Annotated in this window: 23 protein-coding genes; 12 read left to right on the top strand and 11 right to left on the bottom strand. The window is 73.6% G+C overall.

The window, feature by feature from the left end; all coding sequences use genetic code 11:
• Nucleotides 1-264 precede the first annotated feature (264 nt).
• Nucleotides 265-1062, bottom strand: coding sequence for a substrate-binding domain-containing protein (locus G339_RS0126110; RefSeq protein ID WP_019634019.1), 798 nt, complete (start codon nucleotides 1060-1062; stop codon nucleotides 265-267).
• A 110-nt stretch (nucleotides 1063-1172) separates the two neighbouring features.
• Between G339_RS0126110 and G339_RS0126105 the strand changes: the two genes are divergently transcribed.
• Nucleotides 1173-1859 (top strand): uracil-DNA glycosylase, encoded by a 687-nt coding sequence (locus tag G339_RS0126105; RefSeq protein WP_019634018.1) that lies wholly within the window; start codon nucleotides 1173-1175, stop codon nucleotides 1857-1859.
• Nucleotides 1860-1862: 3 nt separating this feature from the next.
• Here G339_RS0126105 and G339_RS0126100 read toward each other — a convergent pair whose 3' ends face one another.
• The 4 genes from G339_RS0126100 to G339_RS0126085 are packed head-to-tail and all read right to left on the bottom strand — an operon-like array spanning nucleotide 1863 to nucleotide 5620.
• Nucleotides 1863-2729 (bottom strand): 1,4-dihydroxy-2-naphthoate polyprenyltransferase, encoded by an 867-nt coding sequence (locus G339_RS0126100; protein WP_019634017.1) that lies wholly within the window; start codon nucleotides 2727-2729, stop codon nucleotides 1863-1865.
• A 33-nt stretch (nucleotides 2730-2762) separates the two neighbouring features.
• On the bottom strand, nucleotides 2763-4418 hold the full coding sequence (locus G339_RS0126095; protein ID WP_240489909.1) for an MFS transporter: 1656 nt from the start codon (nucleotides 4416-4418) through the stop codon (nucleotides 2763-2765).
• Nucleotides 4419-4475: 57 nt separating this feature from the next.
• On the bottom strand, nucleotides 4476-5042 hold the full coding sequence (locus G339_RS0126090; RefSeq protein WP_033324366.1) for a GNAT family N-acetyltransferase: 567 nt from the start codon (nucleotides 5040-5042) through the stop codon (nucleotides 4476-4478).
• 17 nt (nucleotides 5043-5059) lie between these two features.
• Nucleotides 5060-5620 carry a CGNR zinc finger domain-containing protein gene (locus G339_RS0126085; RefSeq protein WP_019634014.1) on the bottom strand — a complete coding sequence of 187 codons (561 nt, stop codon included), beginning with the start codon at nucleotides 5618-5620 and terminating at the stop codon, nucleotides 5060-5062.
• 142 nt (nucleotides 5621-5762) lie between these two features.
• Here G339_RS0126085 and G339_RS0126080 point away from each other — a divergent pair, with 142 nt between their 5' ends.
• Nucleotides 5763-6098, top strand: a complete 336-nt coding sequence (locus tag G339_RS0126080; protein ID WP_019634013.1) for a VOC family protein — start codon at nucleotides 5763-5765, stop codon at nucleotides 6096-6098.
• Between the two features lie 100 nt (nucleotides 6099-6198).
• On the opposite strand, the gene G339_RS0126075 is transcribed toward G339_RS0126080, so the two are convergent.
• Nucleotides 6199-6474, bottom strand: a complete 276-nt coding sequence (locus tag G339_RS0126075) for a hypothetical protein (RefSeq protein ID WP_019634012.1) — start codon at nucleotides 6472-6474, stop codon at nucleotides 6199-6201.
• A 167-nt stretch (nucleotides 6475-6641) separates the two neighbouring features.
• Between G339_RS0126075 and G339_RS0126070 the strand changes: the two genes are divergently transcribed.
• From G339_RS0126070 to G339_RS0126025, 10 genes are all read left to right on the top strand, one after another.
• On the top strand, nucleotides 6642-7667 hold the full coding sequence (locus G339_RS0126070) for a glycoside hydrolase family 18 protein (RefSeq protein ID WP_240489908.1): 1026 nt from the start codon (nucleotides 6642-6644) through the stop codon (nucleotides 7665-7667).
• Between the two features lie 146 nt (nucleotides 7668-7813).
• The gene (dapA, locus tag G339_RS0126065) at nucleotides 7814-8752 is read left to right on the top strand and encodes a 4-hydroxy-tetrahydrodipicolinate synthase (protein WP_157408009.1); all 939 of its coding nucleotides are present in this window, start codon (nucleotides 7814-7816) and stop codon (nucleotides 8750-8752) included.
• An 85-nt stretch (nucleotides 8753-8837) separates the two neighbouring features.
• On the top strand, nucleotides 8838-10523 hold the full coding sequence (locus tag G339_RS0126060; RefSeq protein ID WP_019634009.1) for a ribonuclease J: 1686 nt from the start codon (nucleotides 8838-8840) through the stop codon (nucleotides 10521-10523).
• 82 nt (nucleotides 10524-10605) lie between these two features.
• The gene (locus G339_RS0126055; RefSeq protein ID WP_019634008.1) at nucleotides 10606-13251 is read left to right on the top strand and encodes an FtsK/SpoIIIE family DNA translocase; all 2646 of its coding nucleotides are present in this window, start codon (nucleotides 10606-10608) and stop codon (nucleotides 13249-13251) included.
• A 364-nt stretch (nucleotides 13252-13615) separates the two neighbouring features.
• Nucleotides 13616-14362 carry a helix-turn-helix domain-containing protein gene (locus G339_RS0126050; RefSeq protein WP_019634007.1) on the top strand — a complete coding sequence of 249 codons (747 nt, stop codon included), beginning with the start codon at nucleotides 13616-13618 and terminating at the stop codon, nucleotides 14360-14362.
• A gap of 64 nt (nucleotides 14363-14426) precedes the next feature.
• Nucleotides 14427-15839 carry a 30S ribosomal protein S12 methylthiotransferase RimO gene (rimO, locus tag G339_RS0126045; protein WP_019634006.1) on the top strand — a complete coding sequence of 471 codons (1413 nt, stop codon included), beginning with the start codon at nucleotides 14427-14429 and terminating at the stop codon, nucleotides 15837-15839.
• Nucleotides 15836-16462 carry a CDP-diacylglycerol--glycerol-3-phosphate 3-phosphatidyltransferase gene (pgsA, locus tag G339_RS0126040; protein WP_019634005.1) on the top strand — a complete coding sequence of 209 codons (627 nt, stop codon included), beginning with the start codon at nucleotides 15836-15838 and terminating at the stop codon, nucleotides 16460-16462. The genes rimO and pgsA overlap by 4 nt, the downstream gene beginning before the upstream one ends.
• Nucleotides 16463-16488: 26 nt before the next feature.
• Nucleotides 16489-17787, top strand: a complete 1299-nt coding sequence (locus G339_RS0126035) for a competence/damage-inducible protein A (RefSeq protein ID WP_019634004.1) — start codon at nucleotides 16489-16491, stop codon at nucleotides 17785-17787.
• 117 nt (nucleotides 17788-17904) lie between these two features.
• The gene (locus tag G339_RS0126030) at nucleotides 17905-18258 is read left to right on the top strand and encodes a helix-turn-helix domain-containing protein (protein WP_019634003.1); all 354 of its coding nucleotides are present in this window, start codon (nucleotides 17905-17907) and stop codon (nucleotides 18256-18258) included.
• A gap of 156 nt (nucleotides 18259-18414) precedes the next feature.
• A complete protein-coding gene (locus G339_RS0126025) occupies nucleotides 18415-18882 on the top strand; it encodes a Dps family protein (protein WP_019634002.1) in 468 nt (155 codons plus the stop codon).
• Between the two features lie 290 nt (nucleotides 18883-19172).
• On the opposite strand, the gene G339_RS0126020 is transcribed toward G339_RS0126025, so the two are convergent.
• The 5 genes from G339_RS0126020 to G339_RS0126000 form a co-directional block, all read right to left on the bottom strand.
• Nucleotides 19173-19961 carry a DNA-formamidopyrimidine glycosylase family protein gene (locus tag G339_RS0126020; protein WP_019634001.1) on the bottom strand — a complete coding sequence of 263 codons (789 nt, stop codon included), beginning with the start codon at nucleotides 19959-19961 and terminating at the stop codon, nucleotides 19173-19175.
• Nucleotides 19962-19970: 9 nt separating this feature from the next.
• Nucleotides 19971-20435, bottom strand: a complete 465-nt coding sequence (locus G339_RS0126015; RefSeq protein WP_026341786.1) for an RrF2 family transcriptional regulator — start codon at nucleotides 20433-20435, stop codon at nucleotides 19971-19973.
• 598 nt (nucleotides 20436-21033) lie between these two features.
• Nucleotides 21034-22476, bottom strand: a complete 1443-nt coding sequence (locus G339_RS0126010) for a glycoside hydrolase family 3 protein (RefSeq protein WP_019633999.1) — start codon at nucleotides 22474-22476, stop codon at nucleotides 21034-21036.
• On the bottom strand, nucleotides 22473-23315 hold the full coding sequence (locus tag G339_RS0126005) for a carbohydrate ABC transporter permease (RefSeq protein ID WP_019633998.1): 843 nt from the start codon (nucleotides 23313-23315) through the stop codon (nucleotides 22473-22475). Before G339_RS0126005 ends, G339_RS0126010 begins: the two co-directional genes overlap by 4 nt.
• Nucleotides 23312-24283: a carbohydrate ABC transporter permease gene (locus G339_RS0126000; protein ID WP_019633997.1), complete on the bottom strand. Its 972-nt coding sequence runs from the start codon at nucleotides 24281-24283 to the stop codon at nucleotides 23312-23314. The genes G339_RS0126005 and G339_RS0126000 overlap by 4 nt, the downstream gene beginning before the upstream one ends.
• Nucleotides 24284-24285 lie beyond the last annotated feature (2 nt).

The following is a 24285-nucleotide window of genomic DNA, read 5'->3' as shown; positions in this document are numbered from 1 at the left end:
CCTGTGGGGGGACGACCCCCCACACCCCCCGAAGCGCGGAGCATGCATCCTCACTCCGCTAGCGCTCCGTTCCGGTGCATCCTCCGCGCTGCGCGCGCCCGGCCGCTCGCCTGGCGGCTCGCGGCCGTGCGCGCGCGGGCAACCCCCGCGCCTTCACCAAGTTTGAGGGCGAAGAGCGCTCGCGGCCGTGCGCGCGGGCAACCCCCCCCTTTTGGTCGCTGATTGTTTTTGGCTGGCTCTTTGGATAATCGTGGTGTTCGGTGTTTATGGGGGGCCGGTCGTGTTCGTCGTGGCCTGGGGTTGGCCGCCGGTGAGGAAGCCGTATTTCGCGAAGAGCCTTGTGGCGGGCGGCGTCGTCAGCCAGTTCACGAACGTCGTCGCGCGGTCCTCGTGGTCGCCCTTCGCGACCGCCGCCGAGAACGTCGCCACCACGTTGTCGGCCGTGGGAATGGGGACGCTGGACGCCGCCACGCCCGCCGAGCGCAGGTCCGTCACGTAGACCAGACCCGCGTCGGCCTCGCCGGAGCGGACGCGGTCGAGGACCGCCCGCGAGCCGACCTCTTCGGCCGCCCAGCGCGCCGACACCCCGGCGCGGGCGGTGACCTGGCGCGCGTACCGGCCGACCGGCGTCACGGCCGCGCCGACGACCACGCGCAGCCCGGGCCGCGACAGGTCCGCGAGCCCCCGGATGCGGCGCGGGTTCCCCGGGGCGACGGCGATCGTCAGGCCCGTTCCCGCGACGGCACGGCGATGTCCCGTCAGCCGGTCCTGGACGGACGAGTCGAGCGAGCCCTGGTCAGCGGTGACGAGCACGTCCGCGGCGTCCCGCCCCGCGACGTCCGACGCGGCCTCGGCCGAGGGCATGAACCGCGCCGAGATCCGCACGTCCCGATGCGACTGCCCGTACGCCGCGCCCAGCTCGCCGAAGACCTCGGTGAGCGCGGACGACGCGAGGACCGTCACGGTCGTCGGCCCGGACGAGCCGCACGCGGCGGCGGCCGCGACGAGCGGGAGAAGCGACAGGGCGGCGGCGCGGCGACGCCAGCGGGGGGAGTCCGGCATATGGCGTGATCCTAGTTTCCGGGAGCGTTCGCTCCGGTGATTCGCGCGTGCGTGTCAGTGGCGTTCGTTAGGGTCATCGACGCTGGTCCAAACGTCCCGGAGGCCCCCTCATGTCCCTCGACCTCGTCGCGTCCCTGCCCGATGACTGGCGCGCCCGGCTCGAACCGCTGCTCGACCCGATCGGCACCGCCGCGCTGAACGCGTTCGTGGAGCAGGAGTACGAGCAGCAGACCGTCTACCCGCCGCGCGAGGACCTGTTCAACGCCTTCCGGCACTGCGCGTACGACCGCGCGCGCGTCCTGATCCTCGGCCAGGACCCCTACCACGGTCCCGGCCAGGCGCACGGGCTGAGCTTCTCGGTCCGCGACGGCGTGCGGATTCCGCCGTCGCTGCGCAACATCTTCAAGGAGCTGGCCGCCGACCTGGAGGTCCCGCCCGCGCCGACGGGCGACCTGACCCCCTGGGCCGACCAGGGCGTCCTGCTGCTCAACGCGGTCCTGACCGTCCGGGCGGGCGAGGCGGGCTCGCACGCGGGCAAGGGCTGGGAGGAGTTCACCGACGCGGCGATCCGGGCGCTGAACGACAAGCCCCAGCGGGTGGTGTTCGTGCTGTGGGGCGCGTACGCGCGCAAGAAGGCCAAGCTGGTGACGGGCCCGCAGCACGTGGTGATCGAGTCGGCGCACCCGAGCCCGCTGAGCGCGAAGAAGTTCTTCGGGACGCGGCCGTTCAGCGCCGTCAACAAGGCCCTGGCCGACGCGGGCGAGCCCGAGATCGACTGGGACCTGGCGCGCCGCTGACGGTCACAGCGCGAGGCCGACCGCCAGCAGCACGCCGTAGGCGATCTGGAGGCGGCCGGTCTCGCCGAGGACGGGGATGAGGAACGGCCCGTTCGCGCCCTGGAGGATCTTCTGCGTCGGCGGCACCGACAGCGGCGCGGACAGCAGCGCCAGCAGCGCCCACGGGTGCGAGATCGCCAGCGCGACGACGAACAGGAACGGCAGCGCCGTGCAGATCGCGTAGAGCACGCGGGTGTTGCGGTCCCCGAGGACGACGGCGAGGGTCCGCTTGCCGGAGACCTCGTCGGTCGGGATGTCGCGGACGTTGTTGGCGACGAGCAGCGCGCACGCCAGCAGCCCGATCGGGACGGCCGCCGCCCACGCCTCGGCGGGCAGCGTCTCGGTCTGCACGTAGACGGTGCCGACGACGGCGACGAGCCCGAAGAACACGAACACCGACACCTCGCCCAGCGCCCGGTACCCGTACGGGGTCTTCCCGCCGGTGTAGAACCACGCGGCGAGGATCGCGAACGCGCCGACGAGCAGCAGCCACCACGTCGTCACGGCGGCGAGGACGAGCCCGGCGACGGCGGCGACCGCGAAGCAGCCGAGCGCCGCCGCGAGCACCTGCTTGGGCTTGGCGACGCCGGACCCGACGAGCCGCAGCGGCCCGACGCGGTCCTCGTCGGTGCCGCGCACGCCGTCGCTGTAGTCGTTGGAGAAGTTCACGCCGATCTGCAGGATCAGCGCGACGACGGCTGCGAGCACGGCGCGCCACCAGACGGCGTGCCCGGCGCCGAGGGCGACGCCGGTGCCGACGACGACGGGGACGAGGGAGGTCGGGAGGGTGCGGGGCCGGGAACCGGCGACCCATTGGGAGAGCGTGGCCACAGTTACCGTGTTCTCGTTGGACGACAGGGGAGACTACGCCGCCGATTCTTCCGGACGCCGCGCGCCGCTCGGCCGGAGCCGCAGCGACAGCGCGAGTCCGCCCGCGAGGATCAGCGCGGTGACCAGCGCCCCGTCGCGGGCGGCGGCGGCCAGGCCCGCGTCGGCGGCGTGCGCGTCGGCGGCGCGGCGCGGGTCGGCGTGCAGTTCGCGCGCGTAGGTCCCGGCGCTGTGCCGGAGGTCGTGGGCGACGGCGGCCGCGTGCGCGGGCGGCGCGCCGTCGTCGGTGAGTCGGTCGGTGACGGTGCGGCCGAGGCTCGTCGCGAAGACGGTGCCGATGAGGGCGATGCCGAGGGCCGCGCCGATCTGCCGGGCGGTGGACTGCGTTCCGGACGCCTGCCCGGACTGCTCGGGCGGCACGTCGGCGAGGGACGCGTTGGTGAGCTGCGCGGACGTCAGCCCGAGCCCGATCCCGTACAGCAGCATCCACGGGGCGACGCCGAGCCCGCCGGTGTCCGGGGAGATGGTGACGGCGAGGCCGAGGACGGCGGCGACCTCCAGCGCCATCCCGACCTGGACGATGCGGTGCGGTCCGCGCTTGGCGCCCAGGTGCCCGGCGTACCCGCCGGACAGGAACGCTCCCACGGCCAGCGGCAGGATCGCGAGGCTGATCTGGATCGGGGACGTCCCGTGAACGCCGAGCATGAACAGCGGGAGGATGAACACCAGCCCGAGTTCCCCGACGTTGATCAGCGCGGACGCCAGGTTCCCGTTCCGGAAGTTCGGGATGCGGAACAGCGCGAGGTCGAGCATGACGGGCCGTCCGGCGGTGGCGCGGGCGCGTTCCACGAGCACGAGCGCGGCGATCAGCACGGCCCCGAGCGCGAGCACGACGGGGACGGGCGACGGCCCGCCGCGCGGGAAGTCGAGTCCGAAGGTGTGGAACGGCGCGGTGGCGGTCCACCAGCCGTAACTTTGGCCCTCGATGATCCCGCAGACGAGCGCGCCGAGGCCGAGCGTGGCGAGCGCGCCGCCCGCCCAGTCGATCTCGCGCAGCGGGTTGCGGGAGCCGGCGGCGCGGCCGCGCGTCTCGGGCATGAGGACGGCGGCCCCGGCGACGAGCGCCGCGCCGAGCGGCAGGTTGACCCAGAACGCCCAGCGCCACGTGCCGCCGGTGGCCAGGCCGCCGCCGATGAGCGGGCCGAGCGCGGCCATGCCGCTGAGCATCGAGCCCCAGATGCCGAAGGCGATGTGCCGGTCGCGGCCGGTGAACAGCGTGTTCAGCGTGGACAGCGCCGCGGGCATGATCATCGACGCGCCGACGCCCTGGAGCGCGCGCGCCCCGACCAGCGCCGATCCGCTGTGCGCGGCGGCGACGCCGAGGCTGGCGAGCGCGAACACGGCCGTCCCGGCCAGGAACAGGCGGCGGCGGCCGAACAGGTCCCCGGCGCGGCCCGCCGGGATCAGCAGCGCGGCGAACACCAGCGCGTACACCGACGTGACCCACTCGGCGTCGGTGCTGGTCAGCCCGAGGCCGCTCACCATCTGGGGGAGCAGGACCCCGACGACGGTGGCGTCCACGATGATCAGGGAGACGCCGAGGCTGATCACGCACACCCCGAGCCAGCGGCGGCGTGCGGAGGCGGGCGCGACCGGCGAGGTGGGAGGCGCTGTCAGGGTCGTCTCGGGCACGCGTCCAACATACGGCCGGCGGTCCGATGCCCCTCACCGACCCCGTGTTAGGCGGGTTCAGGCGGGATCGGGACCGATCGCGGTGTGCAGCCGGACCTGGCGGACCGGTTCGCCCATGTCCAGGGTGCGGGACGCGCCGTCGGGGGCCCAGCCCGCCGAGCCGAGGAACGCGCGCAAGATCTCGTCGCGCTCGAACACCCAGGTGACGAGCGTCTCGCAGCCGTCCTCGCGCAGCAGGTCGGCGGTGGCGGCGAGCAGGCGGCTGCCGTGCCCGGCGCGGACGTGGGCGGGGTCGACGTGCAGCGCGACGAGTTCGCCCGTGGCGGCCGGGTCGTGGTCGGCGTCCTCGGCGGGGGCGTGCGCGGCGAAGCCGGTGACGAGGTCGCGGTGGACGGCGACGAGCACCCGGTGCCGCGCGGTCGGCGGCGCGGCGACCGACGCGGCCCAGCGCTCCCGCCACGCGGCGCGGGCGTCGTCGCCGGTCACCTCGGCCAGGACGGGCGCGGGCAGCAGCTCCCGGTACCCGTGCCGCCAGGCGCGGACCTGGATGTCGGCGACCGCGGCGGCGTCGGCGCGGCGCGCGGGCCGCACGCCCGCGTCGGGAAGGACGTCCGGTGGGGGCATGGGGCCAGCGTAGGGGGTCAGGCGGGCGCGGTGCGGCGGGCGCGGTAGGCGCGGGTCTTGGTGCGGTTCCCGCAGACGCGCATGGAGCACCACGTCCGGGACCGGTTCTTGGACGTGTCGAGGAACGCCCACGCGCAGGTGCTCTCCGGGCACACCTTGAGCCGGGGCCACGATCCGTCGGCGGCGGACTCCATCAGCGCGGCGGCCAGGCGGCCGAGCCCGGCGCGGACGCCGGTCGCGGCGGGGACGAGCGCGGGCCCGTCGCCCGCGAGCGAGACGGTCAGCGGCAGCCCGGCGAGCACCGCGTCCAGCGCGGGGTGGTCGGCGGGCTCGGGGACGGTGCGGGGGCCGTGGTGCGCGAGCATCGCGGCCCGCAGCCCCTCGCGCAGGTCGAGCGCGGTGTCCAGGTCGGCGGGCGCGGCGGCGGCGTCGGCCGGGACCAGGCCGCGGCCGTGCAGCCAGAGCGCGAGCCGTCCGGGGTCGGTCAGCTCCTCGGTGCCCGCGTCGACGTCGAGCGTGTTGACGAAGTCCCGGAGGAGCAGGGCGGCGGGCGGGCCCGCCGGTTCCGCGGCCGTCATGGTGGCCCCCTCTCGGCAACGGCGAGTTTACCAGGGCGGACACCGGCGTTCCGGGTCAACACCAGCGTTCCGGTTTTGGCGGTTGCCAGGCGAAGACACCATCGTTATGGTTTCACCGGTGTCGACCGGGAAGGAAGCTCCCATGAAAGTCACGAACGTCGTGTACGACTGCACGGACCTGGACGAGATGGCGCGGTTCTGGAGCGCGCTGATCGGGATGAAGGAGACCTCGCGCGACGAGGACTGGATCGACCTGGAGCCGCTGGAGGGCGGACCGATCTTGTCGTTCCAGCTCGTGCCCGAGGGCAAGACCGTCAAGAACCGCGTCCACCTCGACCTCGCCGTCCCCGACGTCACGGCGGCGGCGGAGCGGGCGCGGTCGCTCGGCGCGACGCTCGCGGTGGAGCCCGACCCCGGGCAGGCGTTCCAGGTCTGGCGCGACCCGCAGGGCAACGAGTTCTGCCTCTGCGCCGACTAGCGGCGTGGCGGTCGGGGTCCTGGCGTGTGCGGGGGACGACGTGACGGCGGGGCTCGCGGTCCCCGCCGCCGTTTTCCGGTTCAGCCGGTGTTTCCCCCGGTCAGTCGCGGACGATCTGCGCGAGGACCGTCACGACCCCGACCGCGACCCCGATGGGGACCGCCGTGTCGGGTCTGACCACGGAGAACACCGCCGCGCCCACCGCCGCCAGCAGGATGACGAGGGCACGGGTGCTGAACAGGGGCGCCGGCTCGCCCGAGGGCCGCTCCGCGGAGCGGCCGCCGCGCCGCACGCGGCGCCGGTCACCGGCCCGGCGGACCGTCCGCCGGGGAACGGCGCGCCGGTCGGTCCGGCGCGCCTCGGTCTGGTGTCGCATGGTCGCTCGACCTCCATCCCGGACGGCGGCCCCGTCATGCCCGGGGCCCCGTCTGTGATCAAGGGGATACCCACCGTGCGCGATCCGGTCCGCGACACGCGGAACGATGACCGATCCTTGATCGTTCGGGTTCCCCGTCCCGGGTTGTGCCTGCGACGATGCACGCCATGCGACGACGGGGGACGCGCCGGGCGGTCGTGCGCGCGGCCGCCTGGACCGCCGCGTACGCGCTCGGCCTCGCCGTGCTCGTCCCGGTCGGCGCGTGGACGTGGTGGCAGCGCGCCCCGCACGCGCCCGGCACGAACGCCAACGCGCTGTGGGCCCGCCACCAGTGGGTGGGGGAGACCCACACCGACGCCGAGTACCGCGCGTTCGCCGACCTGCTGCGCCGCGCGCGGATCACCGACGTGTTCTTCCACGCGGGCCCGGTCGAGGCGGACGGCACCGTCCCGCCCGCCAAGTACCGCAACGCCGCCGCGCTGCTGGCCGCGATGCGCCGCTACGCCCCCGGCGTCCGCGCGCAGGCGTACCTCGGGCAGATCCGCGAGGTGGACGGCCACGGCGTCATCGACCTCGACGACCCCGCCGTCCGGAACCGCGTCCTGGCGACCGACGCGACCTTCCTCGACGTCGGCTTCGACGGAATCCACTACGACTTCGAGCCCGTCTACCGCGACGACGGCGCCTTCCTCGATCTTCTGACGCGCACCCGCGCGCTCACGCGGGCGCGCGGGCGCGTGCTGTCGGTCGCGGTGGAGCAGAAGACGCTGTGGGACGGCGTCCAGCCCGTCCTGGACGCGGTCGCCCCGCGCACCGGCCCGCTGCACTACCCGCCGCGCCCCACGGCCCGGTTCCTGCGCGCGCTCGCGGACCGCGCCGACCAGGTCGCGATCATGACCTACGACACCGAGCTGCCCACCCGCTCCCTCGTCGGCCTGCACTACGCGGCGCACACCCGGTGGACGCTCGACCTCATCGGGGACCGCGCCACCGTGTTCATCGGCGTCCCCACCTACCGGCCCGTGACCGGCTGGGCCGAGGACCTGGCGACCGCACTGCGCGGCGTCCGCCGGGGCGTGGACGGGCTGGACGCCCCGCCGACCCGCCCCTACGGCGTCGGGATCTACGCCGACTGGACCACCGGCGCCGCCGACTGGCGCGCCTACGACCGCGGCTGGCCCGCCCCCGGGTAACGCGCCGATCCCCGCGTCCGATGACGGGGCAGGAGACCGCCGCCGTGTCCCCCCGAGCACGGCGGCGGTCTTCAGGACCGCCGCGGAGCCCGCCGACCGGGGGCTGCGGGTCCGCGCCGCCCCCGCGGACCGGTACCGTTCGGTGCATGGCACCGAGCACAACCGCGGACGCCCCGTTCGGGCGGATGCTGACCGCGATGGTCACCCCGTTCCTGCCCGACGGCGGCGTGGACTACGACGGGGCCGCGCGGCTCGCGACCCACCTGGTCGACGAGCAGCGCCACGACGGCCTCGTCGTCAACGGGACCACGGGCGAGTCCCCGACCACCGGCGACGCCGAGAAAGAGCGGCTGCTGCGCGCCGTGGTCGAGGCCGTCGGGGACCGCGCGGTGATCGTGGCGGGCGCCGGGACCAACCACACCGAGCACAGCCTCCAGCTCGCCCGGCAGGCCGAGGCCGCCGGAGCGCACGGGCTGCTCGTCGTCACGCCGTACTACAACAAGCCCCCGCAGGAGGGGCTGATCCGCCACTTCACGGCCGTCGCGGATTCCACCGGCCTGCCGTGCATGCTCTACGACATCCCGGGCCGGTCGGGCGTCCCGATCGAGCGGGAGACGCTCGTCAAGCTCGCCGAGCACCCGCGGATCACCGCCGTGAAGGACGCCAAGGGCGACCTGTTCGGCTCGTCCCGCGTGATGGCGGCCACCGACCTGGTGTTCTACTCCGGCGACGACAACCTGAACCTGGCGTGGCTGTCGATGGGCGCCGCCGGATTCGTCAGCGTGGTCGGACATGTCGTCGGAGCCGACCTGCATGAGATGATCGACGCGTATCGCGCCGGTGACGTGGCGCGGGCGCTGCAGATCCACCGGCGCCTGCTGCCGGTGGTCACGGCCATCATGACCCGTACGCAGGGCGCCATCGCCGTCAAGGCCGCGCTGAACCTGCTGGGCCTCCCGGGCGGCGGCGCCGTGCGCGCCCCGCTGGTGGAGGCCCCGCCGGAGTTCGCGGCGTACCTGCGCGAAGAACTGATGATAGGGGGAGTCAAAGTGCCCGAGGCAAGCATTCCGGAGGTCGACAGGTGACCGCCGCGCGGCGGGAGCCGCGAACGCGCCCGAGCGGCGGGACCGCTCCACCGTCCGTCGTGAGCACCGCCGCGGAGGTACGCGCGTGAGCCATCCCCATCCGGACCTGTCGGCCCCGCCGCCGCTGCCCCCCGAGGGCCTGCGCATCGTCGCGCTCGGCGGGCTCGGCGAGATCGGCCGGAACATGACCGTCTTCGAGTTCGGCGGGCGGCTGCTGATCGTCGACTGCGGCGTGCTGTTCCCCGAGACCGAGCAGCCCGGCATCGACCTGATCCTGCCGGACTTCGAGTACATCAGGGGCCGCCTCGACGACATCGAGGCGATCATCCTGACGCACGGCCACGAGGACCACATCGGCGCGGTCCCGTACCTGCTGCGCGAGCGCCGCGACATCCCGCTCGTCGGGTCGAAGCTGACGCTGGCGCTGCTGGAGGCCAAGCTCACCGAGCACCGCATCAAGCCCGTCACCGACGTGGTGGTCGAAGGCCAGCACCGCGCGTTCGGGCCGTTCGCGTGCGAGTTCCTGTCGGTGAACCACTCCATCCCCGACGCGCTGGCGGTCGCGATCCGCACCCCGGCGGGCCTGGTGCTCGCCACGGGCGACTTCAAGATGGACCAGCTCCCGCTGGACGGGCGGCTCACCGACCTCGGTGGGTTCGCGCGGCTCGGCGCGGAGGGCATCGACCTGCTGCTGTCGGACTCCACCAACGCCGAGGTGCCCGGCTTCGTCACCAGCGAGCGCAACATCGGCCCGGTCATCGACGAGGTGTTCCGGACCGCCAAGGAGCGGCTGATCGTCGCGTGCTTCGCCTCGCACATCCACCGGGTGCAGCAGGTGCTGGACGCCGCGGTCGCCAACAACCGCAAGGTGTGCTTCGTCGGCCGCTCGATGGTCCGCAACATGGGCGTCGCGCGCGAACTCGGGTACCTGACGGTGCCCGAGGACGTCATGGTCGACCAGAAGGAACTGGACGACATCCCGGGCGACCGGCTCGTCCTCGTCTGCACCGGGTCGCAGGGCGAGCCGATGTCGGCGCTGTCGCGGATGGCCAACCGCGACCACCAGATCCGCATCACCGACCGCGACACGGTCATGCTCGCCTCGTCGCTCATCCCGGGCAACGAGAACGCGGTGAACCGCGTCATCAACGGGCTCACCCGGTGGGGGGCGCGGATCGTCCACAAGGGCAACGCGCTGGTCCACGTGTCCGGGCACGCCTCGGCGGGCGAGCTGCTCTACGTCCTCAACATGACCAAGCCCGGCAACTTCATGCCGATCCACGGCGAGTGGCGGCACCTGCGGGCGCACGCCAAGCTCGCCGCGGCGACGGGCGTGCCGGACGAGAACATCGTCATCGCCGAGGACGGCGTCGTCGTCGACCTCGTGGACGGCCAGGCCAGCATCGTCGGCGCGGTCCCGGCCGGGTACGTGTACGTGGACGGCCTGTCGGTCGGCGAGATCACCGAGACGTCCCTCAAGGACCGCCGCATCCTCGGCGAGGAGGGCTTCATCTCGGTCGTCGTCGGCCTGGACACCTCCTCCGGCAAGGTCGTCGCCGGTCCGGAGATCCACGCGCGCGGCGCGGGCATCGGCAACGAGGACTTCGACGAGGTCATCGACCGGATCGAGGCCGCGCTGACCGAGGCGGCGGGCAAGGGCGTCAACGACGTCCACCAGGTCAGCCAGATCATCCGCCGCACGGCGGGCAAGTGGGTGAGCGAGAACTACCGGCGCCGCCCGATGATCATCCCGGCGGTCGTCGAGGTCTGACGGCGCTCCGCCCCGGGCGTGCCGACACGCCCGGGGCGGCCGATCCTCGGCTCGCGCGCCTTCCTTGGCTACGCTCGCCAGCATGGCCACACGTGCGTCCGGTGGGGCGAAGTCCTCCTCCCGTGCCGGGGCCGACCAGGCACGGCGTCCGGCCGGCGACCGGCCGCCCGCCGCGCGCCGGGCCGGCGGCACCCGCCCCAAGGCTGCCCCGAAGACCGGGCCGAAGACGGCGAAGACCGCGCCGAAGGGCGGCGCGCGCACCGCGAACCGCCCGGCCGAGCGCCGGTCCACCGCGTCGGCGAACCCGTTCCTGGCGCTGCTCAGCCTGCTGTTCAAGCTCTACCACCTCGCGGCCGTCGCGGTCGGCTCGGTGTTCCGCGCCTACGGCAACGGCGCGCGCGGCCTGGACGCCGAGCACCAGCGCGACGGGCTCGGCCTGGCGCTGCTCGGCTCGTCCATCGTGCTCGCGTCGGTGACCTGGTTCCGGCCGGACGGCGTCGTGACGCGCGCACTGGAGCAGGTCGCGCGCGGCGGGATCGGCGTGCTGGCGATGGGCCTGCCCGTCCTGCTGGCCGTCCTCGCGTGGCGGACGCTGCGCCACCCGGGCGACGCCGAGGACACCGGCCGCGTCGTCATCGGGCTCACCGCGCTGCTGCTCGGCGTGCTCGGCGTCGTCCACATCGGCGCGGGCGGCCCGTCGCCCGCCGACGACATGGGCGCGGTGCGCGGCGCGGGCGGCGTCGTCGGCTGGCTGGTGTCCGCGCCGCTGGTGACGGCCCTCAGCGCGTGGGTCGCGGTGCCGCTCCTGCTGCTGCTGTCGGGGTTCGGGCTGCTGGTGGTGACCGCGACGCCGATCGCGCGCGTCCCCGAGCGGCTGGCCGACCTGTGGGCCGTCGCGACGCTCCAGCACCGCGCCGCGCCGCCCGGCCCGGCCGAGGACGAGGACGGCGCGAAGCCCAGGCGGCGCCGCCGCGCCAAGCCCGCCGACGACGAGCCCGCGCCCGAGGACGAGCGCGGCACGCACTCGCGGCCCTACGACACCCCGCTGCTGGACGAGAACGGCGAGCCGTCCGGCCGCGAGCTCGCCGACGACCTGTTCGAGCCCGACCCGTTCGGCCCGCCGCCCGTCCCGCCCGCCGACCCCGTCGAGACCGCCGAACCGGCGGACGGGCCGCCCGCGCCGCCGGAACCGCCCGCGCGCCCCGACCTGCCCGACCCGACGCCCGCGCCGCGCCGCACCGAGCAGCTCCCGCTGTCGTCGTCCGGCGAGATCTACGAGCTGCCCGACCCGGGCGAGCTGCGGCCCGGCAGCGTAGCCAAGCCGCGCACCAAGGCCAACGACCAGGTCGTGAACGCGCTGACCGGCGTGCTGGAGCAGTTCAACATCGACGCGCAGGTCACCGGCTTCACCCGCGGCCCGACGATCACCCGCTACGAGATCGAGCTGGGCCCCGCGGTGAAGGTCGAGAAGATCACCGCGCTGACCCGCAACATCGCCTACGCGGTGAAGAGCCCCGAGGTGCGGATCATCTCCCCGATCCCGGGCAAGTCCGCGATCGGCGTCGAGATCCCCAACGTCGACAAGGACATCGTCAGCCTCGGGGACGTGCTGCGCTCGCCCGCCGCGACCAACGAGCACCACCCGATGATCGTCGGCCTCGGCAAGGACGTCGAGGGCCGCACGGTCGTGGCGAACCTGGCGAAGATGCCGCACATCCTCATCGCGGGCGCGACCGGCGCGGGCAAGTCCACCTGCATCAACGGGCTCATCACCTCGGTGCTGATGCGCGCGACGCCCGACGAGGTCCGGATGATCCTCGTCGACCCCAAGCGCGTCGAGCTGACGATGTACCAGGGCATCCCGCACCTGATCACGCCGATCATCACCAACCCCAAGAAGGCCGCCGAGGCCCTGGAGTGGGTGGTGGGGGAGATGGACCGGCGGTACGACGACCTCGCCGCGTCCGGGTTCCGGCACATCGACGACTTCAACAAGGCGGTCCGCGCGGGCAAGCTCACCGCGCCGCCCGGCAGCGAACGCGTCTACACGCCGTACCCGTACATGCTCGTCATCGTGGACGAGCTGGCGGACCTGATGATGGTCGCGCCGCGCGACGTGGAGGACTCGGTCGTCCGCATCACGCAGCTCGCGCGCGCGGCGGGCATCCACCTCGTCCTCGCCACGCAGCGGCCCTCGGTGGACGTCGTGACGGGCCTCATCAAGGCGAACGTGCCGTCCCGGCTGGCGTTCGCGACGTCGTCCCTCGCCGACAGCCGCGTCATCCTCGACCAGCCCGGCGCGGAGAAGCTCGTCGGCCAGGGCGACGCGCTGTTCCTCCCGATGGGCGCGAGCAAGCCGATGCGGCTGCAGAACGCGTACGTCTCCGAGAAGGAGATCCACGCGATCGTCGAGCACTGCAAGCAGCAGATGGAGGCGGTCTACCGCGAGGACGTCACCGACGTCGCGGGCCCCAAGAAGGAGATCGACGAGGACATCGGCGACGACATGGACCTGCTCCTGCAGGCCGTCGAACTCGTCGTCTCCACCCAGTTCGGCTCGACGTCGATGCTCCAGCGCAAGCTCCGCGTCGGCTTCGCCAAGGCGGGCCGCCTGATGGACCTCATGGAGAGCCGCGACATCGTCGGCCCCAGCGAGGGCTCGAAGGCGCGCGACGTCCTGGTCAAACCGGACGAACTACCGGGCGTCCTCGCGGACATCCGCGCGTGAGGTCGTGAGGGGCCCGGCGAACGAGCAGCAACCGAAGGGGGTTCGCCCGCGTGCGCACGGCCGCGAGCGCTAGCGAGTGGCCGGGCGCACGCAGCGCGGAGGATGCACCGCAGCGAGCGCCAGCGAGTGAGGACGCATGCTCCGCGCTGCGGGGGGTGTGGGGGGTTGTCCTCCCACAGGCAACGCACGCACCGCAGCGAGCGCCAGCGAGTGAGGACGCATGCTCCGCGCCGCGGGGGGTGCGGGGGGGTCGACCCCCCGCAAGTAACAATGGGGAATCTTGGACCCTCCGAACGTGTCGGCCGTCGCACAGCGGGCATTCCCGTTCCTAGACTGGCGTCACCGCAGTGGGAGGGAGGCTCTCGTGAGCATCGGTGAGACCTTGGCGGACGCCCGCGAGCAGGCCGGTCTCACCATCGCGCAGGTGAGCCTCCGGACGCGGATCAGGGAGAGCGTGATCCGGTCCATCGAGCGGGACGATTTCGGCGCGTGCGGCGGTGACTTCTACGCGCGCGGCCATATCCGGACGATCGCGCGGGTGGTGGGCGCGGACCCCGAGCCGCTGGTGCGGTCGTACGACGAGGCGCACGGCGGCGCGCCGCAGCCGTCGTCGGCGTCGATGGCGTGGGAGACGGAGGGGCCGCTGGTCCCGTTCCGGGAGCGCCGGACGCCGAACTGGACGGCGGCGATGGGCATCGCGCTGGCGGCGCTGCTGGTGGTGGCGGGCGTGCAGTTCTTCGGCGGCGGTTCGGGCGGGCGGCATCCGGCCCGGCAGGTGGCGGACAAGCCGGTGCGGGCCGCGTCGTCCCCGGCCGCGCCGCGCGCGGCGGGCCCGGTGGCGGCCGCGCCGCGCAAGAACGTCGAGCTGCGGGTGAAGGCGCGCCGGGCGACGTGGGTGAACGTGCGGGGCGACAAGGGCCGCCAGCTCTTCAGCGGGCTGCTGCGCAGCGGCGCGTCGAAGCAGTGGAAGGCCAAGAAGAAGATCACGGTGACGATCGGCAACGGCGGCGGCGTCCGGCTGACGGTGAACGGCAAGGACCTCGGCACACCGGGGGAGACGGGCAACGTCGTCCACCTGGCGTTCACCCCGTCCGACCCCGAGTCCGCCTGAGACCGGGGCTGAACCGCGCGCCCTAGGGTCGGCACAGGCTTCGCCGCCCATTACCTTAGGGGGCATGCCCACACGCCGCACCGTCTCCCTCGTCACGCTCGGCTGCGCCCGCAACGAGGTGGACTCCGAAGAGCTGGCCGCCCGCATCGAGGGCGCCGGTTTCGATCTCACCGCGTCGGCCGACGGCGCCGACGTCGTGGTCGTGAACACCTGCGGGTTCATCGAGGCCGCGAAGAAGGACTCGATCGACACGCTGCTGGCCGCGCACGACTCGGGCGCGAAGGTCGTCGCGGCGGGCTGCATGGCCGAGCGGTACGGCGCGGAGCTGGCGGAGGCGCTGCCGGAGGCGGACGCGGTGATCGGCTTCGACGACTACACCGACATCGGCGCGCGGCTGGACGACGTCGTCGCGGGCCGCCGGCACGCGGCGCACACGCCGCGCGACCGCCGCACGCTGCTGCCGATCAGCCCGGTCGAGCGGCGCGCGTCCGACGTCGCGATCCCGGGGCACGGCGAGGCGCCGGAGCTGCCGGAGGGGCTCGCGCCCGCGTCGGGGCCGCGCGTGCTGCGGCGGCGGCTGGGCGGCGGCCCGGTGGCGCCGCTGAAGCTCGCGTCGGGCTGCGACCGGCGCTGCACGTTCTGCGCGATCCCGGCGTTCCGCGGCGCGTACGTGTCGCGGCCCCCGGCGGAGGTGCTGGCGGAGGCGGCGTGGCTGGCCGGGCACGGCGTCCGGGAGCTGGTGCTGGTCAGCGAGAACTCCACGTCCTACGGCAAGGACCTGGGCGACCTGCGGGCGCTGGAGCGGCTGCTGCCCGACCTGGCGGCGGTGGACGGGATCGACCGCGTCCGCGTCAGCTACCTGCAGCCCGCCGAGCTGCGGCCCGGCCTGATCGAGGTCATCGCGGGCACGCCCGGCGTCGCGCCCTACTTCGACCTGTCGTTCCAGCACGCGAGCGGGCCGGTGCTGCGCTCGATGCGCCGCTTCGGCGACCGGCCGCGGTTCCTGGAGCTGCTGGACCGCGTCCGGGAGCTGGCCCCGGAGGCGGGCGTGCGGTCCAACTTCATCGTCGGGTTCCCCGGCGAGTCCGCCGACGACTTCGAGGAGCTGGCGCTGTTCCTCCAGGAGGCGCGGCTGGACGCGGTCGGCGTGTTCGGCTACTCCGACGAGGACGGCACCGAGGCCGCCGCGCTCGACGGCAAGGTCGACCCCGACGAGGTCGCCCGCCGCGTCGAGGAGCTGACGGCCCTCGCCGACGAGCTGACCGCGCAGCGCGCCGAGGACCGGATCGGGACGGCGCTGCGCGTCCTGGTCGAGGAGAAGGCGGGCGACGGCGCGTTCGAGGGCCGCGGCGAGCACCAGGCCCCCGAGGTGGACGGCACGGTGCTGGTGCGCGGCGCGGGCTTGGCCGTCGGCGACCTGGTGGCGGTGACGGTGACCGGCAGCGACGGCGTCGACCTGGTCGCGGACGTCTCGTGACCGCGGGCGCTCCGGACCCCGTGCAGGGTTCCCCCCGACCGGAGGGCCCGTCCCGTCCCGACTCGGCCGCGCCGAGCCTCTACAACGTCGCGAACCTGCTGACGGTGCTGCGGATCGTCCTGGTCGCGCCGTTCGTGTGGCTGCTGCTCCTGGACGGCACCGGCTGGCGGCTGGGCGCGTTCGCGGTGTTCGCGGTCGCGTCCGTCACCGACAAGATCGACGGGGACCTGGCGCGCAAGCACGGCCTCGTCACCGACTTCGGCAAGATCGCCGACCCGATCGCCGACAAGGCGCTGACGGGGGCGGCGCTGATCACGCTGTCCGCGCTGGGCGAGCTGTGGTGGTGGGTCACGATCGTGATCCTGGTCCGGGAGATCGGCATCACTTTGCTGCGGTTCGTCGTGATCCGGTACGGGGTGATCCCGGCGAGCAAGGGCGGCAAGCTCAAGACGATGCTGCAGGTGTTCGCGATCGGGTTCTTCATCCTGCCCGGCCCGCTCGACCCGGTCCGGTTCGCGCTGATGGGGGCGGCGGTGCTGGTCACGGCCGTGACGGGCGCGGACTACCTCGTCCAGGCGTGGCGGCTGCGGAGCGCCGCGAGGCGGTCCCCGGCCGCGGAGTAGGTTCGGACGCGGAAACGGGAGGGCCGATGGGCGAGATGCGGGTCGAACTGCTCACGGTCGGGGACGAACTGCTCCTCGGCGACGTGGTCAACGGGAACGCGGCGTGGCTGGGGCGGCGGCTGGCCGACCACGGGGTGGACGTCACGCGTAGCGTGGTCGTGGGCGACGAGCTGGACGTGATCGTCGCGGCGGTCGAGAGCGCGCTCGGCCGCGCGGACGTCGTGATCACCACGGGCGGGCTCGGCCCCACCTACGACGACCTGACGCGCGACGCGCTGGCGCGGGCGGCGGGCGTCGAACTCGTCCGCGACCCGGCGCTGGAGCGGCGGCTGCGCGAGCGCGTCGCGGCGGCCGGGCGCGAGCTGCAGCCGATGGCGCTGCGCATGGCCGAGGTGCCGGTGGGCGCGCGGGTGCTGCCGAACTCGGCGGGCAGCGCGCCGGGGCTGCGGATCGAGCTGGGCGGCGGCACGGTGTACGCGCTGCCGGGCGTCCCGTACGAGATGCGGACGCTGGTGGACGAGCTCGTCCTGCCGGAGCTGGAGCGGCGGGCGGGCCTGCCGTCGGTGGCGCGGCGGACGCTGCGCACGGCGGGCGTGTGGGAGTCGGTGATCGCCGGGCGGCTCGCGGACGTGGAGCGGATGGCCGGGGTGAGCCTGGCGTATCTGCCGTCGCCGTCCGAGGTGAAGGTCCGGATCACCGCCGCCGGGGACCGGCCCGAAGCGCTGCTCGCGGACGTCGAGCGGACCGTCCGGGACCTGCTCGGCGACTGCGTGTACGGGGCGGGGGAGGAGGGCCTGGACCGCGTCGTCCACGGGCTCCTGGCCGAGCGCGGGGCGACGGTCGCGACGGCCGAGTCGCTGACCGGCGGCCTCATCGGCGGTGAACTGACCCGGATGCCGGGTTCGTCGGCGACGTACGCGGGCGGCGTCGTGGCGTACGCGACGGAGCTGAAGCACCGGCTGCTCGGCGTCCCCGCGGAGCTGCTGGCCGAGCACGGGGCCGTCCACCCCGAGGTGGCCGCCCGGATGGCCGCGGGCGTCCGGGACCGGCTCGGGGCCGACTACGGGCTCGCGGTGACCGGCGTCGCCGGTCCGGAGTCCCAGGACGGCCGCCCGGTCGGGACCGTGTACGTCGCGGTGGCCGGACCCGGGCCGGAACCGATCGTCGTCGGCCCGCGTCTCCCGGTGGCCGGAACGGGGCCCGAGGCGCGCGAGGTGGTGCGCCGCATGACCGTCGTCCACGGCCTTGACCTGCTGCGACGGGTCCTGCTGGGACTTGACGCCGAGCCCGCGGCGGGGGACGCTCGTCAAGATCCGGAAGAGTAGGGCTGATTACAGCGTTACGTTCCGAGCGAACACGAAATCGACGGTCTGCCATGCCCACCCCCCGGCCGGGTACGGTGGAAGCGGTAGATGGTCCGAACTGAGGGAGGGAGCGAGACGATGGTCCTGCTTCGCCAGCTGCTCGGTGACGTACTGCGGCAGCTGCGGCTGCGCCAGGGACGCACCCTCCGCGAGGTGTCCGCGGCGGCACGGGTTTCCCTCGGATACCTGTCCGAGGTCGAACGAGGGCAGAAAGAGGCGTCGTCGGAGCTGCTGGCTTCGATCTGCAAGGCCCTGGGGGTTCCGCTGTCGCACGTCCTGCGCGAGGTCGCGGACGCGCTGGCCCTCGCCGAACTGCAGCACGAGCCGGTCATGGCGGGCGCGCCCGAGCACGAGCGCATCTCCGCCGAGACGATTCCGGCCACGCCCGAGGAGATCACCGGCGACCTCCGCGCCGACATGGTCGCCGCCTGACGCGGTTCCGCCGCGCGGGGTGCTCGGGGCGGTGCGTCACGCGCCGTGCCCGAGTAAGGCGCGCCTCTGTGGGCGGCCTCACGAGTAAAGGCGGCATACCCGGGCAGGTCTGACGTTGTAACGGAGAGACCGGAACGACGTTGGAAGGAGCCCCACATGGCGGCGATCAAGGGCCCGCTGAGCGAGTCGGCGCAGAAGGTGACGGGGCAGGCGCTGCAGGGGGCGCTGGTCGACCTCGTCGATCTGTCCCTGTTCGCCAAGCAGGCGCACTGGAACCTCACGGGCCGGAACTTCAAGGTCGTCCACGAGCATCTCGACGAGATCGTCGACCTCGCCCGGCAGTCGATGGACGACGTCGCGGAACGGGCCATCGCCATCGGGGTCAACCCGGACGGCCGCGCGCGGACCGTCGCCGACCGCAGCGAGATCCCGCAGCTCGAAGCCGGGTACCTGGAGGACGACAAGGTCGTCGCCGCCGTGACCGACGCGCTCGCGCAGATCATCGCGCGGTTCCGCGAGCGGATCGCCGCGACCGACGAGCCGGACCCGGTCAGCCAGGACCTCCTCATCGGCATCTCCGCCGAACTGGAGAAGCAGCACTGGATGTTCCAGGCTCAGTCATAGGTCTTCCCTCGGTGGCCCTTCGCCTGGCGGCTCAGGGCCATTCGGGAAGACGTGCGAGTGCGCATCGCTTCGCGATCTTCGGAACGGGGCTCGCCTTCGGCTTCGCCCCGTTCCTCAGGGCACGCACTCGCGTGCTGGTACAGGGGGTGGGACGCTTCGGCGTTCCGCCCCCCTGCGTGATTTCGGCTGGTTGGAGCTTCGGCGTTCCGCCCCGTGTGTTTCGATGCTTCGGCGTTCCGCCCTTTGCGCGGTTTGGTGGGAAGGACTCTGCCGTGTCTTTCCTAGCTTGATCAGGGTTCGGGTTGGCAGCGGGGGCACCAGAACGTCACGCGGTCGCCCGCGTCGGAGGACTGGTCGGCGCGGCGGACGGGGGTTCCGCAGCGGCGGCACGGCTGGCCTGCCCGGCCGTAGACCCAGTGCGTGCGGCCGCGCCGCAGGTCGCCGGTGGTGACGTGGCCGTGGCGGGCCTTGTTGGCGTCCAGGAGCCGGTGCGCGAGGTCCACCAGGCCCGGGAGGTCGGGGACGTCGCGGACGGGCGTCCGCGGATGGACGCCGCGCAGGAACAGCAGCTCGGACTTGTAGACGTTCCCGATGCCCGCCAGGAGCCGCTGGTCGAGCACCGCCTCGCCGACCGCGCGATCCGGCCCGGCGGAGAGCCGGGCGACGGCCTCGGCGGCGAGTTCCGGACCCCACGCGGGATCGAGCAGGTCGGGGCCGAGATGGCCGACGACGCGGTCCTCTTCGGCGGTCTTGAGCACGTCCACCATGCCGAGGGACGTCCCCACGGCCGTCCGCTCGGTGTTGCCCAGGACGAGCCGCACCCGGTGCCCGCGCGGCGCGGCCCCCGCCGGGCCGACCCGGAACTCGCCCTCCATCAGCAGATGGACGTGGATCGTGACCCCGCCCTCGATCCGGATCAGCAGGTGCTTGCCGCGCGACTCGACGCCCAGCACCTCCCGGCCGCGCAGATCCACCGCCGCGTACCGGGGCACGCGCAGCTCGGCGCGCGTCAACCGCCGCCCGGCGAGCGCCTCGCGCAGGCGCCGGGCGGTCCACCAGACGACATCGCCTTCGGGCACGCCGTCAGATCACAGGAACGACGGGCTCTCCCAGGCGGCGGGGTCCTCGGTGAGCTTCTGGACGGGTTCGGGCAGCGCGCCCTCCGCGATGTGCTGGAGCGTCACCCGCTCCAGGATTCCGCGCTCGCTGGCGCGCAGCGCGATCCACACCTCCTGCAGGGAGCGGGCGGGGCCCTCGTAGCCGACGTGCTCGGGGCGCTCCCCGCGCACGCCCAGCAGCGGACCGTCGATCGCGCGGATGATGTCGGCGAGCGCGATCTCCCCGGCGGGCCGCGCGAGCCAGTAGCCGCCCTCCGGCCCCCGCTGGCTGCGGACGAGACCGGACCGGCGGAGCTGGCCGAGAATGTTCTCCAGGAACTTTGGCGGGATCTGCTGCGCCTCCGCGAGCTGGACGGCGGTCACCGGATGGTCTCCGGCGACGGCCAGCTCGGCGGACGCGCGCAGGGCGTAGTCGACCCGTGCGGACAATCGCATGCTCGTATTATCCCTTGCCGATCTGACTGGTGTGTCACTGCGCTGCCTGTGTGTGGGGGGCGTCGCGTCATTGTGGGGGGACGACCCCCCACACCCCCCGCGGCGCGAAGCGCCGCATCCTCGCTCGCTGGCGCTCGCTGCGGTGCGGCCCTTCGCGCTGCGTGCGCCCGGCCACTCGCCTGGCGGCTCGCGGCCGTGCGCGCGCGGGCAACCCCCTCCACGTCGCTTAGTGCTGTGCGGCGCACGGCCGCTCGCCTGGCGGCTCGCGGCCGTGCGCGTGGAAGGCCCGGTGACTCACGAGCTCCCTAGCGCGGGGTCGTGCGCGCGGTTCTCCGCGACCTTCTGATGCGGGCTGCGCGGGCGTGAGTCACCTACAGCCCTTGGCGTAGGCCGTGCGTGTGGAGGCCGTGACCCTTGCCTCCCACCGCGCGGTTTTGTGCGCGGGGCTTCCGCAACCTTCTGATGCGGGCTGCGTGGGTGTGAGCCACCTGCAGCTCCTGGCGTAGGCCGTGCGTGTGGAGGCCGTGACCCTTGCTCCCCGGTGCGGGGTCCTGCGCGCGGCCCTTGCAGCCCCTGGTGCGGGCCGCGCGCGGTTCCCTCAGGGCTTGAGCAGTAGTTCGGCGGCGGCGTGGGCGTTGGCTTCGGCCGCGCCGTAGGTCGCGATGTAGGTCGCTCCCTCGGGTTGCCAGACGGGGAGGCCCATCTCGACCAGGACCGCGTCGGGGCGGGCGGTGAGGAGGGCCGTGGCGAGGGCGCGCTGGCCCGCGTGGCGGTGGGCGTCGCGCAGGACGACCACCAGGCCGCGGCCCGTGGCACGTTCCAGGAGGGCGGGCGCCTCCGCCGCGGAACCGGCCGCGGCCACCGTCTCGGCGGCGTCGCCGAGGACCGGGCCGAGGCCCCACGGCGTCGGCCCGACCGCGATGTTGGTGTCCGCCGCGAGCTGCACGACGAGCGGCGGCCCGGCGAAGCCCGGCAGCGTGCCGGTGACGCGCGCCGCGCGCCGTGCCGCGTCGAGTCCGGCCGCCCGGTCCGGCTTCGCGCCCGCCCCCGCCGGGTCGGCGCGCAGCGCGGCGGAGCGCTCCGCCGCGTCGGCCAGCCGCGCGAGCGGCAGCCGTCCGGACCGGACCGCGCCGGTGATCGCGGCGAGGACCGCCGCGACGCTCTCCTCGTGCTCGCGCGGGCCGAGGCACAGCAGGTCCGCCCCGGCGAGCAGGGCCCGCACGGCGGCCTCGGGGATGCCGATCACGCCGCTCGCGCCCGCCATGTCGAGCGCGTCGGTGATGATCGCCCCGGTGAAGCCGAGCCGTTCCCGGAGCAGGCCGGTGATCGCGGCGTGCGACAGCGTCGCGGGGACGCCGCCGGTGACGGCGGGCAGGTTGAGGTGCGCCGTCATCACGGCCCGCGCGCCCGCCGCGACGGCCGCGCGGAACGGGACCAGCTCGCGCCGGTCCAGCAGCTCCAGGTCGGCGTCGACGACGGGGATGCCGAGGTGGGAGTCCTCGACCGTCGCGCCGTGGCCGGGGAAGTGCTTGGCGCACGCCGCGACGCCCGCCTCCTGCAGCCCGGTGACGGCGGCGGCCGCGTGCCGCGCGACGAGTTCCGGGTCGGACCCGAACGAGCGCGTGCCGATCACCGGGTTGTCGTCGGCGGTGTTGACGTCCACCGACGGCGCGAAGTCCACGTTGACGCCGACCTCGGCCAGCTCCGCGCCGAGCGAGCGGTACACGCGGCGGGTCAGCGCGGTGTCGTCCACCCGGCCGAGCGCGGCGTTGCCCGGGTACGGGCTGGCGGACAGGTGGCCGCTGAGACGGGTGACGTCGCCGCCCTCCTCGTCGATCGTGACGATCGGCGCGGCGGCCTCGCGCAGCCGCGCGGTGAGCGCCGCGAGCGCGTCCGGCCCCGGCACGTTGCCGTTGATCGCGAACAGGGTGACGCCGCCGAGGCCGCGTTCCAGCTCGGCCAGCAGCCAGCCGGGCGCGGTCGAACCGGTGAACCCGGGCAGCAGCGCGGCGCGGGCGAGCCGCGCGAGGTCGTCGCTCATCCCTTCACCGCCCCGGCGGTCAGCCCGGACACCATGCGGCGCTGGACGGCGAGGAAGAACACGATGACGGGGAGCGTGAGCAGCGTGGACGCGGCCATGATCGAGCCCCAGGCGTTGCCGTTGTGCCCGAAGAAGTACTGCATCATCATCGGCAAGGTTGCTTTGTCCTGATCGTCAAGGAACGTGAACGCGAAGACGAACTCGTTCCAGGCGGTGATGAAGGAGAAGATGCTCGTCGCGACCAGGCCCGGCGCGACCAGGGGCAGCAGCACGCTGAAGAACACGCGCACCGGCCCCGCGCCGTCGATGGCCGCGGCCTCCTCCAGCTCCTTGGGGACGGCCGCCACGAAGCCGCGCAGCATGAGGATCGCGAACGGCACCGCGAACCCGATGTAGACGAGGACGAGTCCGCCGAGGCTGTTCAGCAGCTCCAGCTTCTTCAGGTCCAGGAACAGCGGGATGACCAGCGCCTCCAGCGGCACCATCTGGACGACCAGCAGCATGATCAGGAACGTCGTCCGGAAGCGGAACCGGAACCGGGCGACGGCGGTCGCGGCGAGGAGCGCCAGCAGCCCGGACACCAGGACGGTGGCGAGCGCGAGGCCGAGGCTGTTGCGGAAGTACGTCCAGAAGGACACCTCGGCGACGTTGTCGTGGAGGACGGAGCTGAAGTGGTCCAGCGTGGGGTGCGCGGGCACGGGGTGCGGCGTGGTGCTGAAGATCTCGTCGTCCGGCTTGAACGCCGTCGAGACCATCCAGAAGACCGGGAACACCGCGGCGACGAAGACGATCACCCCGAGCGCGTTGAACCCGATCGCGCGCAGTTTCCGGTGTTTCATCGGGTCTCCCCCTGCCGCACCATGACCCGCACGTACACGGCGGTGACGACGAGCAGCAGCAGCGTGAGCACGACCGCGATGGCCGAGCCCATGCCGAGCTTCGGATTGAGCGAGCCGAACGCCTCGGAGTAGGCGTAGAGCGACAGGTTGAACGCGTCGCGGTTCGCCAGGCCGGACATGATGAAGAGCTGCGTGAAGACCTTGAAGTCCCAGATGATCGACATGACGATCAGCAGCAGGAAGATCGGCTTGAGGAGCGGGACGGTGATGCTCCAGAACGAGCGCCAGGCGCTCGACCCGTCCACCCGCGCCGCCTCGTACAGCTCGGACGGGACGCTCTTCAGGCCCGCGAGGACCGACACCGCGACGAACGGGCACGCCTGCCAGACGACGCAGATCGTCAGCACGGTGTAGGTGGACAGCGGCGTGGCGAACCAGTTGTGGTCGTCCCAGCCGCCGCCGACGAGCGCGTCCGGCAGCTTGTCCAGCGTCCAGTTGACCAGGCCGCCGGTGGAGCCGAACAGCCAGGAGAAGATGATCGCGGCCGTGACGGGCGGCGTCGCCCAGGCGACGAGCACGCCGCCGGCGACGACGTTGGCCATGCGGCGGCCGAGCTTGTTGAGCAGCAGCCCGATCAGCGTCCCGACCACCATCGTCAGGACGACGGCGACCACGGCGAACAGCACCGTGTGCCGCAGGGTCTGCCAGAAGAACGGGTCGTCGACGATCGTGCGGAAGTTGTCGAGGCCCACCTGTTCGGCGGGTTCGCCGCGGAGCTGGCGCGTGCCGACCTTCTGGAAGGACATGATCCCGATCTGGACGATCGGCCAGAACATGAGGACCGCGATGACCGCGACCGTCGGCAGGATCAGCAGGTACGGTCCCGGGCGGAACCGGCGGCGGGGGCGCGCCGGACCGGGGTCGTCCCGGTCCGGCGCGGTCCGCACCGCGGGAGCGGTGTCGAGCATCG

Source organism: Actinomadura atramentaria DSM 43919 (genome assembly GCF_000381885.1).
Lineage (GTDB): Bacteria > Actinomycetota > Actinomycetes > Streptosporangiales > Streptosporangiaceae > Spirillospora > Spirillospora atramentaria.
Note: the sequence above shows the minus strand (reverse complement) of the source record. Positions and strands in the feature narration are given on the sequence as shown.